Here is a 13,570-nt window from a genome sequence, read left to right as displayed (position 1 = left end):
ATGCGCATACTCGTTGCGACCGATGCCTGGCATCCGCAAGTCAACGGCGTGGTCCGGACGCTGACGTCGCTTGCGCGCAGCGCAGCCGGGCTCGGCGCCGAGATCGAATTCCTCACTCCCGACGGTTTCCGCTCGGTTGGCGTGCCGACCTATCCTGGCCTGCGCGTGGCGCTGCCGAACCGCCGCGAGATCGCGCGCCGGATCGAGGAGGCCGCGCCCGAGGCGATCCACATCGCGACCGAAGGGCCGATCGGCTGGGCGGTGCGCGGCTATTGCCAGCGCAACAAGCTCGCCTTCACCACATCCTATACAACGCGCTTCCCGGAATATGTTTCGGTTCGCACCGGAATTCCCGACAGCGTCGGCTACGCGGTGCTGCGCCACTTCCACGCCGCCGGGTCGATGACGATGGTCGCGACCGACTCGCTGCGCAGCGAGCTCGCCGAGCGCGGCTTCCGCAGGCTCGGCTTCTGGACCCGCGGCGTCGACACCAGGATCTTCAATCCGGACCAGCCGGCGGTGCTCGATCTGCCGCGGCCGATCTTCATGACCATGGGCCGCGTCGCGGTGGAGAAGAACCTCGACGCCTTCCTGTCGCTGGACCTGCCGGGCTCCAAGGTCGTGGTCGGCGACGGCCCGCAAAGGGCGGCATTGGAACAGAAATATCCCGACGCGATTTTCCTCGGCGAGAAGAAGGGGCAGGATTTGACCTCGCACCTCGCCGCCGCCGACGTCTTCGTGTTCCCGAGCCTGACCGACACCTTCGGCGTCGTACAGCTCGAGGCGCTGGCCTGCGGCACGCCGGTCGCGGCATTCCCGGTCACCGGCCCGAAGGACGTCATCGCCAACCATCCGATCGGCGCGATCGACAACGACCTGCGCAGCGCCTGCCTGCGCGCGCTGACGATGTCGCGCGCGGACTGCCGCAATTTTGCGTTGGAGCGTTCCTGGGAAAACAGTGCGCGTCAGTTCATCGGCAATCTGGCCACGCTGCAGCCGAGCCGCGCGCTGCGGCCCGCCCGCCGCGTTGCCGGCCGCAGCGCGGTTCCGAATTAACAGCTCAATCGAACGAGAGGCGAGAGACGATCTATGGCTGAAATCATCAAGCTGGGTGCCGACCGTTCCATGGACTTCGACCGCGAGACGGTCGAGCAGGCCTATGACCGCTGGGCGCCGATCTACGACCTCGTGTTTGGCGGTGTGTTCAGCAAGGGCCGGCAGGCCGCGATCCAGGCCACCAACAAGATCGGCGGCCGGGTGCTCGAGGTCGGCGTCGGCACCGGCATCTCGCTGCCGCTCTACAGCCAGAACGTCCGCATCTTCGGCACCGACATCTCGGAAGCGATGCTGGAGAAGGCTAAGAAGCGGGTCGCGGAGCGGGGCCTGAAGAATGTCGAGGGCCTCGCGGTGATGGACGCCGAGAAGCTGGAATTCCCCGACAATTCGTTCGACGTGGTGATGGCGCAGTATGTGCTGTCGGCGGTGCCGAACCCGGAAGCCGCGCTCGACGAGTTCGCCCGCGTGGTGCGTCCGGGCGGTGAGCTGATCATCCTGACCCGCGTCAGCGCCGATGCCGGCGTGCGCCGCTTCATCGAGCAGAAGCTGCAGCCGGTGGTGCGCCCGCTCGGGTTCCGGACCGCCGAATTCGCCTGGTCGCGCTACACCAAATGGCTCGCGGGCGCGCGCGGCATGGAGCTCGCGGAGCGGCGCCTGATTCCGCCGCTCGGCCACTTCTCGCTGGTCCGCTTCCGCAAGGCGGATGTCGCCAAAGCCGCCTGAGGCGGCCCGGCCAGGCGGCCCAGCCCGCCGCTCCTCCCGGGTGAGGTAGCGCACAGCGCACCCCAGGCCGGGAGGCTGCGATCTCCTTCGCCTGATCTCCGCAGATCTTCTCGGGATGAGGCGAGACCCTGCTCCGGTTGCGTCAAGGCGTCGCTCCGCATTGTCATATGTCATTATGATGATGTCACACGCGATACATCGAATCCCTGTAAATCCTGTTCCGAAAGATGTTGGGGGAACCAATGATCAAGAATTTCCTGCAAGAGCTGCGTACCCAGCGTTGGGATGACCATCGCTTCTACCATCACAGCCGGATCAACCAGAGCCTGCACTTCGTCAGCGCGCTGAGCTTCCTGTTCGCCTATGTGATGCTGTTCTTCGATCCGGTCGTGTCGGCGCTGGTCGGCTGGCTGGTCTCGATGACCTCGCGCCAGGCCGGTCACTTCTTCTTCGAGCCGAAGGGCTACGACCACGTCAACCAGGCGACCCATGAGCACAAGGAAGACATCAAGGTCGGCTACAATCTGCAGCGCAAGGTCGTGCTGATGGCGATCTGGGCGCTGTCGCCGATGGTGCTGTACTTCGATCCGACGCTGTTCGGCCTGTTCAAGCCCTGGGTCACGATGGGCGACTTCACCCGCCAGGTGGCCAAGATCTGGCTCGTGGTTGGCATCGGTGGCCTCTTGTTCCGCACGATCCATTTGTTCTTCATCCGCGACGTCGAGACCGGCCTCGTCTGGATGACCAAGATCGTCACCGACCCGTTCAACGATCTGAAGCTCTATCACAAGGCGCCGCTGTTCCTGATGAAGGGCGAACTGATCGATCCGGGTCTCGAGAAGCACGTCAAGCACGCCTGATCGGTTGCCCTCAGCGTCTTCAAGCTGCGTCATGCCCGGGCTTGTCCCGGGCATCTACGTCTTAGGATTACGGCGGATCATCACTTGAGCGCCTTCGACCGCGCGTACACGTCACCTCGCCCCGCTTGCGGGGAGAGGTCGGATCGCGCCAGCGATCCGGGTGAGGGGGGCTCACCACGAGTCCGTCCATTTCCGATTTTATGGATGCAGCCCCTCACCCCAGCCCTCTCCCCGCAAGAGCGGGGCGAGGGAGTAGGAGGGCCGCGCGTTGCCTCAGCGCCTGAACTTCACGGTGACGACCCAAACGCCGTCATTCCGGGGCGATCGCGCCAGCGAGCGAACCCGGAATCTCGAGATTCCGGGTTCGATGCTGTGCATCGCCCCGGAATGACGGTGTGCTCAGCGGCCGAACCTCACGGCGACCATCTCCTTCAGGATCTGCCGCTTGATGTTCTTGTTGGTAAGGCCGGCCTTGTGCCACCACCAGCCGTCGCGCTTCATCTTCTCGGCTGCCGCAACGAAGCGGTCGCTGACCTCGGCGAAGTCGGCGTCGGTGTAGTTCAGGGTGAAGATCAGGCGGCCGGTGCCGACCCAGCTCAGCGCCAGTCCCTCGGCCCGCAGATAGTATTGCAGCATCCAGTTGTAGCGGGACGGCTCGGTGTAATAGACGGTCCAGATCGACGAGATGTTGCCGACCCGAACTGGAAGGCCTTGCGCGGCGAGGCGGTCGTTGAGCGCCTTGGCACGGCCGTTCCAGGTCTCGTCCAGCCCGTTGTAGATCGAGCGGAAGTTCGGGCTGGCGAGCCGGCTCAGGAACTCGTCCATCGCCGTCATCACATAGGGATGCGAGTTGAAGGTGCCGCGGGCGAAGCAGATGTCGGCCGGGCGGTCGTCGCGGAAGCGCCGCATCAAATCCTTGCGGCCGCACACCACGCCGACCGGAAGCCCGCCGGCCAGGCTCTTGCCGTAGGTCGCCATGTCGGCCTTGACGCCGAAATATTCCTGGGCGCCGCCGGCGGCGAGGCGGAAGCCGACGAACACCTCGTCGAAGATCAGGACGATGCCGCGTTCGGTGCACACCTCGCGCAGCTTCTTCAGCCATTCGGTGTAGGCGGCGCGGTCGTATTTGGAGGAGCGCGAGGAGTCGACCAGCGCGGAATCGCCGGGCGCGTTGGAATTGGGATGCAGCGCCTGCAGCGGGTTGACCAGCACACAGGCGATGTCGTTGCGCGTCCGCAGCACGTGCAGCGTCTTCTCCGACATGTCGGCGAGCGTGAAGGTCTCGTGCGGCGACACCGGGTTGCCGACGCCGGGCTGCACGTCGCCCCACCAGCCGTGATAGGCGCCGGCGAAGCGCACGAGGCGCTTCCGCTTGGTGTGGTAGCGCGCGAGCCGCACCGCCTGCATCACCGCCTCGGTGCCGGACATGTGGAACGAGACCTCGTCGAGGCCGGACAGCTCGCACAGCCGTTTGACGTTGTCGGCAATGATCGGGTGGTAGGGGCCGAGCACGGGGCCGAGCGCGTGGGCGCGCTTCTCACCCTCGGCGATGCACTCCTTGTAGAAGTCGTTGCCGAAGATGTTGACGCCGTAGGAGCCGGTCAGGTCGTAGAACACATTGCCGTCGACGTCGGTGACGGTGACGCCGCTGGAGGCCTCGACGAAGGCCGAGGTGCCGAGATGTTCGCGCACCAGGCGGCTGTACTGGAACGGCACGCGGTAGGTTTCGGTGAACTGCAGGTCGGAGATGCGCTCCGTGACCTCGGCGGTCAGCGCGCGGCCCTTGGGGTAGCGATCCCCGTAGAGGCCGGCGAGGCGGAAGAAGCCGTCCTGGCGCTGCATCGCGACGTCCTTCGGCGCGCCGTCGGAGCGGAAGAAGTCGTCGATGTCGAATTCGTAGTGCGGGACCATCCGCGCGACCATCTTGGACATCTTGGAATGTCCGGTCAGCGAGCGGTGCTTGGCACGCGAGAGCGCGATGCGGGCCTGAATTTTGGGGAAAGCTGCGGCGGCGCCGGCAAGCGCGGCGGCGGACAGCGAGAGAATCGGAAGGGATGTTTCCATGACAGAAGCGCTAGCCTCAGCACCTAACAGATTCATGACAGTCAAGGGCCTGATCTCGGCATTCACCCAGCAGGAAGACCTCAATTTCCTGCTCACCAACCGGATTCCGCGGGCGGCGCTGACCCGTTTCATGGGCTGGTTCTCCAAGGTCGAGAACCCCCTGGTGCGCGACGCCTCGATCGCCTGCTGGAAGCTGTTCTCCGACCTCGATCTGTCGGAGGCCAAGAAGACCGAGTTCAGGAGCCTGCACGATTGCTTCACCCGCGAGCTCAAGCCCGGCCTGCGTCCGGCAGCGGCCGATCCCGCCATCATCGCGAGCCCGTCGGACGCGATCATTGGCGCGCATGGGCGGATCGAGGACGGGCAATTGTTCCAGGTCAAGGGCGCGCCCTATTCGCTGCTCGATCTGGTCGGCGATCCGGCGCTGGTGGAGCAGCACCGGAACGGCCGCTTCGTCACACTGCGGCTGACCTCGAGCATGTATCACCGCTTCCACGCGCCCTATGATCTTGCCATCGACAAGGTGGCGTTCATTCATGGCGACGTCTGGAACGTCAATCCGATCGCGCTGAAGCGGATCGAGCGGCTGTTCTGCAAGAACGAGCGCGCGGTGCTGCGCGCCAAGCTTCCAACCGGCGAGGCACTGACGCTGGTTCCGGTCGCGGCGATCCTTGTCGCGAGCCTCCGCCTGCATTTCCTCGACATTACGCTGAACGCGCAGTCGCGGGGTCCGGTGGATTTTTCCTGTAACGCGCATGTGAAGAAGGGCGATGAACTCGGCTGGTTCGAACACGGCTCGACGATCATCGTGCTGGCGCCCGGCAATTTCGAATTCCCTGACAACGTCGCGGAGGGAACGCGGATCAAATGCGGCGAGCCGCTGCTGCGGAAGCCTTTATAGCCTTGTTTCCATCGCGCTCATCGTTTGAGCATGAAAACTGGCTTCCACTTTTCGCGATCATGCATAGAATGGTCGGGATCGTCGTGCGACGATCCTAAATCGCAAACCTGATGGACACGAGATGGCGCGGACGCCTGTTCTGGCGGCGGGAGGCATTGTGCTGCGGCGGGACGCACCGCAGCGCTTCGCCGTAGTGCGGCTGCGCAAGCGCAATGAATGGGTGTTGCCGAAAGGCAAGCTCGACGACGGCGAGACGCCGCGCGCCGCTGCCGAACGCGAGGTGCTCGAGGAAACCGGCCACGACGTCGACGTGCACGAATTCCTCGGCACGCTGGTCTATGATTCAGGCGGCCGATCCAAGGTGGTGCATTACTGGCGCATGGATGCCGGCGGCAAGCCGGTGCGGGCGCTGATGAGCGACATCCGCGAGGTGGACTGGCTGCCGCTCGATGAGGCACTCGAGCGTCTGTCACGCGGCTATGAGCGCGCGTTCCTGGAAAATGTCGGACCGATCGCGTTGCAGGCCGCGGCGATCGCCGAGCGCGAGCGGCGCGCGCGGGCGAGAGCCGTGGCCGCAGAGCGCCGTCGGATTCGCGAAGGAGCTGTGCCACAGGTCATCGACGAGCAGGAGGTCGCCGACGCGCCTGATGTTGCCGATGCGGCTACGCCGGCGGAGACGCCGGCCATCGATCAGCCGCCGCTGGTGCAAAGCGAGCCCGATCCGCCGGCCATGGCGCCGCAAGACGTTCCGGTGGCCGCACCCGATGCAACTGCCGAGACCGAGCGGGGCGCCGAGACGGTCATCCCTGAACAAGCGCCGCCATTCGTGCACGAGGTCGTGCCGGCCGGCGCGGCACCTCAGCCCACGCCGCGCAAGAATCTGATCGAACGCGTGCGCGACTGGCTGCGCCGCGCGGCGTGATCACCCGCACATCTGACGTCGCGCCGTTGGCTGCCAGGCGTCAATGTCACGCTGCAAGGCAAGACACTCGGCAAGACGCTTGGGCGAGCCCAGGTCACGGGCCAGAAGCTGTGCCGCATGAACTTCGGCCATGGCGCCGCGAACATCTCCATGCTCCAGCTGGAGGCTGGAGATCTGAAGCCGCAGCCGCACGATCTGGACCCGCCCTTCGATGCTGGACCACAGCTGGCGGGCGAGATGGAGATGCCGCATGGCTGTTTCATGGTCCTGCCGGGAAAGCGCGAGGATCGCCTGTGCTTCGTTGGTGAGTGCGCGGATCGAGGGCATCGGCCAGCGATCCGGACTTCCCGACAGTTCGCAGATCAATGCCTTCGCTCGAACGGTCCGATGCGTGTGCGCGGCAACCAGCGCCAGATGCGCGAGCAGGATTCCGCGTCGCTGCAGCGTCCACCAGGTCTTGCCGATCAGGCTCCGCTCGAGGCTTGCATAGGCGGCCTCCGCTTCCCCTCTTGCGAGCAGCAGCATGGCGCGGCCCGGCTCCGGACACCAGCCCAGCGTGTAAGCCCTGTCATAGGCTTCGAGCGCTGCGTCGTCATTGCCGATCGCCGCCTGAATATCGCCCAGCACCCGGTTGGCATCGCCAAGCGACCAGGGCGCATCGCTGGTGAGGCGCGCGAGCGCGTCCTGAATGCGCGCCAGCGCTTCGTCGAGCGAGCCTCGGATGCCGAGCACCTCGGAGCGGTGCAGCTGGCACGAGCCCGTCAATTCCATGCCGCTGCCCGAGCAGAAGTTCTGGTAGCTCCGCGTCCACTGGTCGGCGCGTGCCCAATCTCCGAACATCCGGGCCGCCCAGAGGATGTTGCAATAGAGGTTGCCGCCCATGATCGGGTCCAGATTGTTGCTGGACAGGGCAACTGCGGCGGCATGGTCCTGATCGGACAGTCCTCCGTGTGTGTCGCCGAGGCACAGCCGATAGAAGCCGCGATAGGCCAGGCTCAGCGCTTCGATATTGATCGCATCCTTGTATCGGACGGCGGTGTAGGCAGCATCGGCCAACGCGAGTGCCTGTTCCGGTTCGCCATCGAAAGCAGCCAGTTTCGACTTCATCCATAACACCAGGGCCGTCGTCGGAGGATCGTCGAGCGTTGAAGCCCAATCTTCCGCCCGCGCGAGCCAGCCCTTTCCGATCGCGGCCTGGCCGCTTTCGAAATGCAAGGCCGAGAGTGCTATCGCGTCGACCGTGGCGCCTGCGGCGTCACCGGCCTGGCTGCGTGCGCCGACCGCGCGAACCAGAATCGGAATCGCTGCCGTGGCCCTGCCGAGGCACTGCAGGGCGAGCGCCCAATCGTGCAGATCTTCAGCGTTGAGCTGGCCGCTTTCATCCGCGCTCGCGAACAGGGTCGCTGCCTGCAACCACAATTGTCCGGCCGCTGCGCGTCGGGCGAGACCGATTGCACCGACGGTGCCATCGACTTGCTTAGGGTCGATCCGTTCCGGCTGCCGGATCTCGGACTCGAGGAAGAAGCGATAGCCTTTGCCCGGCAGATTTCGGATCGCGCCGTCCATGCCGCCGTTGCGCAGCGCGGCGCGCAACGCACTCACCGCCCGCTGCAGCGAGTTGTCTGTGACCGTCACATCCGGCCAGACGGCTTCGAGGAGTTCTTCCTTGGGGATGACCCGGTCGCGGTGTCGAACCAGATAAATCAGCAGATCGAACACACGCGGCTGCAATGGGACCTCTTGGCGCGCGCACAGCAACACGCGTCCAGCTTCATCAAGCTCGAACAGTCCAAATGAGAATGCCATGTGTATGAGTGCGGGCTCGGCGGAAAAGGTTCAGGCAAGGATCAGACAAAGATCAGGCAATGATCAGTCCGCGGTAAGGACAGTCGGCATCGACAGCGCCTATAGCTGATCATGGCTCGCCATGAGCGCCTGCCGTTCAATAATTGCAACCGAGGAGATTTCGATGGAACTCTATGTCATTCGCCGTCCGAGCGCCTGGGCGAACATGAGCGAGCTGGAACTCGCCGGCGCAACGTCCGCAAGGGTCGGCGACGAGCAGATGCCGGACCGTGTCCGCTGGATCCGCAGCTACGTGGTGCACGAGGCGGATGGTCGCATCGGCACATTCTGCATATACGAGGCGCGTGACGGTGACTCGATCCGGGAGCATGCGCGCTGCGTCGGCATGCCGGGCGAGGAATTCTACAAGGTCGCGGCAACCGTGGTGGTGCGTGGTGATCCGGTCCAACCGCCCATTGCAGCCGAATGACGCCTGCGCGGCGTCGCATGGCGTATCCCGACCAAACCTGATCCGGAGCGCCATCACACTTCGATCAAGGAAACAATTATGTCGATTTCATTCATGGAATCCATTTCAAGTCCGGTACGAAGGCATTTTTCCTTCCTGCTTTTGCGGATCCGCCGGATCGTCAATCAATCGGTCGCAGGCATGCTCGCCCATCGCGAGCGGCAGGCCAGTCGCCTGATGCCGCGCGAGGCCGGCGGCCAGTCGAAGGGTGCCGGGAACCGCTGCTCACGGCCGATCGGGCGAAGCGCGCTGCTCGGGCTGGTGATCGCGGGTTTGTCCTCGCCCGTGTTCACCCGAGCGGAGGAACCTGTCGTTCCGGAGCATCGTGCAGCTCCGGCGCAGCAGGCCGCCTCGACGCAGCGTAGCAGCCACGGCTGCAGGCATCGCTCGGACTGGAGCATAGTTGCCGCATCGACCATCCCGGTCCTGCTCGACCGCCGCACATAGCGCGCAGCACATTTGAAGTCATTGCACTGCTCGACGCCGTTTTTTGGCGCAACCCGCGGACTTTCGGCGAAGCCGGCGGCCTCGCCGCGAGCCGCACCACATTTTCAAAGGAGATGCACATGAACGTTCAGACCGAAATGCCGGCCATCGATCTCGCCGCCGTCAAGGCGCGCCAGCAAGCCACCTGGAGTTCGGGCGACTACGCGATCGTCGGCACCACGCTCCAGATCGTCGGCGAGATGCTCTGCGAGGCAGTCGACCTGCGCAGCAATCAAATGGTGCTCGACGTCGCCGCCGGCAACGGCAATGCGACGCTGGCCGCGGCACGGCGCTTTGCCGACGTGGTCTCGACCGACTACGTCGCGGCGTTGCTCGAGCGCGGCCGCGAGCGGGCGGCGGCGGAGCATCTGCCCGTCACGTTCCAGGAGGCGGACGCGGAGAAGTTGCCGTTTGCCGATGCCAGCTTCGATGTCGTGCTGTCGACCTTCGGGGTCATGTTCACCGCGGACCAGCAGCAGGCGGCGAATGAACTGCGCCGCGTCTGCCGCATCGGCGGCAAGATCGGCCTCGCAAGCTGGACGCCGGAAGGCTTCATCGGCCAGCTGTTCAAGACCATCGGGAAGTATGTGCCGCCGGCGCCGGGCGTGAAGTCTCCCGCGCTGTGGGGCACCGAGGCGCATCTCGGCGCCTTGTTCGGCCCGCAGGCGACGCTCGATGCCAGGCGCAGGCACTTCAATTTCCGTTACAGGTCGCGCGAGCATTTCCTCGAGATCTTCCGCACCTATTACGGGCCCGTGCTGAAGGCGTTCGGGGCGATCGATCCGGTCAAGCAGCAATTGCTCGCCGCCGACATGTTCAGCCTGATGGACCAGTTCAATATCGCCAGGGACGGCACGCTGGTGATCCCGAGCGAATATCTGGAGGCCGTGATCACCAGGCGCGGCTGACCTGCCGCTCGGCATTGGTCGATCTGTGCATGGCGCCGGCGTAACTCGCCGGCGCCATTCGCTCGTTGATCGACATTGCTGTGATCTCAGTTACTGGCGCTTGTCCCTGGGTGGAGGCTTCGCGCCGCGCGGCGGAGGCGGCGCGCGCCGTTGCTGGAAGCCCGAACGCGCCTGCACCGCGGGCCGTTGCATGCCCGGACGTACGCCCGGTGCGGCTTGCTGGATACCGGGTCGGATCTGGCCGGGCGCCTGCGGCACGGGCTGCGCGGTGCCTTGTCGCGGCGCGCCCGGTTGACCCGGCTGGGCCGCTGGTGGTCCTGGCTGGCGCACGCCGCCCGGCGCCTGGGTGCGGCCGGGCTGCAGACCGCCTTGACGTGCCGGCGATTGTTGTCCGCCGGGTTGCGTCGCGCCGCCTTGGCGCGCGGGCTCTTGCGTGGGGGCTTGGCGCGTTGGCTGTTGTCCCGCCGGCTGTTGTCCGGCTGGCGTCTGGACGCCGGGCGCGTGCGGCAGCGTCGCGCCGCCGGGTTGGCCGGGCAGCGCATGCTGTGCGCCGCCTTGCTGCTGCGTGCCGGGCCGCTGCTGCGAACCTTGCCGGCCAGGCGTGCCCGGTTGCTGGCCGGGACGGTTCGGCTGACCGGGCTGCTGCATCTGGCCCGGACGGTTTTGCTGACCCGGCTGCTGCGGCGTGTTGCGGTTCTGGCCCGGCAGGCCGTTCTGCCGCTGCGGGTTCGGCTGCACGGGCTGGCCGCGGTTCGGATAGGGCGCGGCCGGATTGGCCCTGCGGAAATCGGGATTGGCGCGGCGGAAGTCGCGCTGCTCGGTCACGACCTGGCGGCCCAGCGTCTGCGCGCTATGGACCTGGCGCACAAAGCCCTGGTCGCGCGTGATCTGTTGCGGCGAGATTGTCAGCGGCACCGCGGCGAAGCGGGCGCCGCCGGTGCCCGGACGAATCGCAAAGCCACTCGCGCCGCGCGTCAGCACGCCGAGCGAAGCGCCACTGCGGTCGTTGACCTCGATGCGGCCGACATGTCCGTCGGCGTCGGGATAGAGCTTGATGCCGACATTCCTGCTGGTCGCGGTGGCGCCTTCGGGCACCTCGACGAGGCCGGTGGTGCCGCGGATGCCGAGCGTCGCGGTCGGGGTCGAGATCTTCATGTCGCCGGTCTTGGCGACCGCGGCGGCAACGAAGGCCGCCGTTCCCTTGGTGACGTTGAACAGCGCACTGTTCTGCTGGCCGCCGTCCTCATAGACATAATTGTCGATCGTGATCCTGGCATTGGCGCGCAGGTTGAAGGTGGTGCCGTCGTTGAAGGTGATGCCGAGCGAGGAGGTCGCTGATGTCGCGACCTCGTCATTGGCAAAGATGTCGTCGCGGATCTGCAGCGGCGTCGCGGTGTTGTTGCGCGTGACGGTCGCGGTTCCTGTCAGTGTTGCCACGTTGCCGATCGGCTCGGGCGCCGCGGGCTGCGCGCTCGCGGCCGGCGCCGGCGTTGCAGGCGCGGGTGTTGCAGGAGCGGGCGTAGCCGGCGTCGCACTCGGCGCCGGGGCGGGCGCCTGTGCAGGCTGCGCCTGTGCGAGCCGCGTCAAGTCCGGCGCGGCATTGGCCGTTGGTTGCCAACCGATCGTGACGCCGGCGCCAAGCAGAAGCGCAAAGAGAAAGCTGCGGCGCATCGCCATCGATTCCCGGGGGAGGCAGTGGGGACGGCAATTGAGCCGCGTCAGGCTGAATGCCGGATGAACGGTCGTGCCTTGTTGTCATGGCGGACCGAAACGATCAAGCACCGCGCTCCGTTGCCGGAAGCGCGGTGCTTGGTCGCTGTTGGGGTTTTGCTTAGCCGCGCTTGTGAGGAGTGATATTGAGCGGTTTCGCCGGCTTGGCCGCGGGCGCATAACTCGCGGGTTGCGCAGCCGCCGGCGGCACGTAATGGAACACCGCCTTGCAGCCGTCGCTGAGCAGCGCGCGCTGACGGATCATGCAGGCGGTGACGCGATCGACGTCGGGAATTTCCGAGCTGCACAGCCGCATGGCGTCGCTGGTGCACATCTGCTGCTGCTCGTCGGTGTAGGCATAGGACGCCGAGGTCAGCAGACCGAGCGTGAACGCGGTTGCCGCCAGCAGTTTGCCGTGACGAAGCGCGGAAGCGGTGAAAGCCATCATGTCCCCCTTGTGATCGCGCCGAAGCAGCGCGTTATCGAACCGATCACTAGGCAGGCTTGGTTTCAGCAATTCTTCGTCGTCATGGCAAAATGGTTTCGTCGCGCGGGCCGTTTGTTTCGTCAACAACACCCCGATCGGGGGTTACGGCGCCGCGGGCGCCGGTGCTCCTTCGAGCGCGAGCACAGCCTCGCGCTGCGTCTCCGGCATGGCGCGGATACGGCGCCTCGCGGTGAGGCGGAGCGCGGCAAAGCCGCCGAGGAATACCACGATCTTGCTCACGATGCCGAAGATCGGCATCACGACGGCCCATGTCGTGATCTCGCAGGTCAGCGCGACGACGGCGTTCACCGCGGCGGAGATGAACATCAGGGCGGCCCAGGCATAGCCGACCTTGACGGCGACATCGGGCACGACCTTCTGTGCGATCTCGGGCAGGTAGCGGTTGAGCCAGCCGGGCTTCAGCATCACGACGCCGACGATGGCGTAGATCACGCTCGGCTTGAACAGCACGAAGCGCGGGTCGTGGGTCAGCAGCGTGGCGGAGCCGGCGGCGACAACCAGGAACAGGCTGAGCCATTCCATGGTGTCGATCCGTTTGCCGCGCACCATCTGGACGCCGATCTGCACGACGCCGAATGCGATGCCGAGGCCGACCGCAAGCGCGGTGTTGTGCGTCAGCAGGAACAGAACCAGAAACACAAGCGTCGAGGCGAGATCGAGGGCCAGCAGCCTGGCCGCGGTGAGAAAATGCTTCATTGGTTGCCGGTCGCCTGCAGGTTCAATTCATTTTCGACAATGCGGCTCTTATAGCGGGTCCGGCGACGCACATGAAGCGACCGCCGGGCAGATACAAGCCATTACCTGAAGGGCGACTCGCAAAACTCGCCCGCCGTTGCACGGCGCAGCCCTGCTCCCGCATCGCATTCGGGCCCTTCGTTGCGATCGTCGAGTCGTAGTTGTGGCGGAGTGAATGCAAAACAGCAAAGCGCCGGCGGGGGCGGCCGCCGGGCGCTGAACTCATGCCTGTCGAATGTCCTAGAACACGCCGAGAATAATGGCGCCGACGAAGGCTAACGCGATGTACGCGGCCACAATGCTCAGCTTGCTCAGCAGAGGACTCGCGAAATCCATTGGGGAAACTCCCTCGGTTCACACAACGCTGCCCGCATTAACGTCAA

Annotated in this window: 13 protein-coding genes; 8 read left to right on the top strand and 5 right to left on the bottom strand. The window is 65.5% G+C overall.

Going from position 1 to position 13,570, the window contains the following annotated elements; all coding sequences use genetic code 11:
* The 3 genes from ACVW1B_RS23905 to ACVW1B_RS23895 all read left to right on the top strand — a co-directional run bounded on the left by ACVW1B_RS23905 (position 1) and on the right by ACVW1B_RS23895 (position 2,639).
* Complete coding sequence (locus ACVW1B_RS23905) at positions 1–1,056, top strand: glycosyltransferase family 4 protein (protein ID WP_310880709.1); 1,056 nt, start codon at positions 1–3, stop codon at positions 1,054–1,056.
* A gap of 33 nt (positions 1,057–1,089) precedes the next feature.
* Entirely contained in the window at positions 1,090–1,779 is a 690-nt protein-coding gene (locus ACVW1B_RS23900) for a class I SAM-dependent methyltransferase (protein WP_028332588.1), read from the top strand.
* Between the two features lie 242 nt (positions 1,780–2,021).
* Entirely contained in the window at positions 2,022–2,639 is a 618-nt protein-coding gene (locus tag ACVW1B_RS23895) for a hypothetical protein (RefSeq protein ID WP_057014961.1), read from the top strand.
* A gap of 399 nt (positions 2,640–3,038) precedes the next feature.
* Here the strand turns inward: ACVW1B_RS23895 and ACVW1B_RS23890 are convergent, their stop codons facing one another.
* The gene (locus ACVW1B_RS23890) at positions 3,039–4,703 is read right to left on the bottom strand and encodes an aminotransferase class III-fold pyridoxal phosphate-dependent enzyme (RefSeq protein WP_310880708.1); all 1,665 of its coding nucleotides are present in this window, start codon (positions 4,701–4,703) and stop codon (positions 3,039–3,041) included.
* Between the two features lie 34 nt (positions 4,704–4,737).
* Between ACVW1B_RS23890 and asd the strand changes: the two genes are divergently transcribed.
* Together asd and ACVW1B_RS23880 are read left to right on the top strand one after the other, a co-directional pair.
* Positions 4,738–5,604 (top strand): archaetidylserine decarboxylase, encoded by an 867-nt coding sequence (asd, locus tag ACVW1B_RS23885; protein WP_310880707.1) that lies wholly within the window; start codon positions 4,738–4,740, stop codon positions 5,602–5,604.
* 121 nt (positions 5,605–5,725) lie between these two features.
* Positions 5,726–6,526 carry an NUDIX domain-containing protein gene (locus ACVW1B_RS23880; protein WP_456822306.1) on the top strand — a complete coding sequence of 267 codons (801 nt, stop codon included), beginning with the start codon at positions 5,726–5,728 and terminating at the stop codon, positions 6,524–6,526.
* Here the strand turns inward: ACVW1B_RS23880 and ACVW1B_RS23875 are convergent, their stop codons facing one another.
* Positions 6,527–8,332: a winged helix-turn-helix domain-containing protein gene (locus ACVW1B_RS23875; RefSeq protein WP_253607526.1), complete on the bottom strand. Its 1,806-nt coding sequence runs from the start codon at positions 8,330–8,332 to the stop codon at positions 6,527–6,529. It abuts the gene before it with no gap.
* A 163-nt stretch (positions 8,333–8,495) separates the two neighbouring features.
* Between ACVW1B_RS23875 and ACVW1B_RS23870 the strand changes: the two genes are divergently transcribed.
* The 3 genes from ACVW1B_RS23870 to ACVW1B_RS23860 all read left to right on the top strand — a co-directional run bounded on the left by ACVW1B_RS23870 (position 8,496) and on the right by ACVW1B_RS23860 (position 10,234).
* Complete coding sequence (locus ACVW1B_RS23870) at positions 8,496–8,801, top strand: nickel-binding protein (protein ID WP_057014965.1); 306 nt, start codon at positions 8,496–8,498, stop codon at positions 8,799–8,801.
* Between the two features lie 78 nt (positions 8,802–8,879).
* Positions 8,880–9,287 carry a hypothetical protein gene (locus ACVW1B_RS23865; protein WP_310880705.1) on the top strand — a complete coding sequence of 136 codons (408 nt, stop codon included), beginning with the start codon at positions 8,880–8,882 and terminating at the stop codon, positions 9,285–9,287.
* Positions 9,288–9,406: 119 nt separating this feature from the next.
* A complete protein-coding gene (locus tag ACVW1B_RS23860; protein ID WP_310880704.1) occupies positions 9,407–10,234 on the top strand; it encodes a class I SAM-dependent methyltransferase in 828 nt (275 codons plus the stop codon).
* Positions 10,235–10,324: 90 nt separating this feature from the next.
* On the opposite strand, the gene ACVW1B_RS23855 is transcribed toward ACVW1B_RS23860, so the two are convergent.
* The 3 genes from ACVW1B_RS23855 to ACVW1B_RS23845 form a co-directional block, all read right to left on the bottom strand.
* Complete coding sequence (locus ACVW1B_RS23855) at positions 10,325–11,911, bottom strand: FecR domain-containing protein (protein ID WP_310880703.1); 1,587 nt, start codon at positions 11,909–11,911, stop codon at positions 10,325–10,327.
* 154 nt (positions 11,912–12,065) lie between these two features.
* Positions 12,066–12,389 (bottom strand): hypothetical protein, encoded by a 324-nt coding sequence (locus tag ACVW1B_RS23850; protein WP_310880702.1) that lies wholly within the window; start codon positions 12,387–12,389, stop codon positions 12,066–12,068.
* 144 nt (positions 12,390–12,533) lie between these two features.
* Positions 12,534–13,148 carry an inner membrane-spanning protein YciB gene (locus ACVW1B_RS23845; RefSeq protein WP_092087682.1) on the bottom strand — a complete coding sequence of 205 codons (615 nt, stop codon included), beginning with the start codon at positions 13,146–13,148 and terminating at the stop codon, positions 12,534–12,536.
* Positions 13,149–13,570 lie beyond the last annotated feature (422 nt).

The organism is Bradyrhizobium sp. USDA 4502 (assembly GCF_054063355.1).
This window is presented reverse-complemented; position numbering and strand designations above follow the sequence as displayed.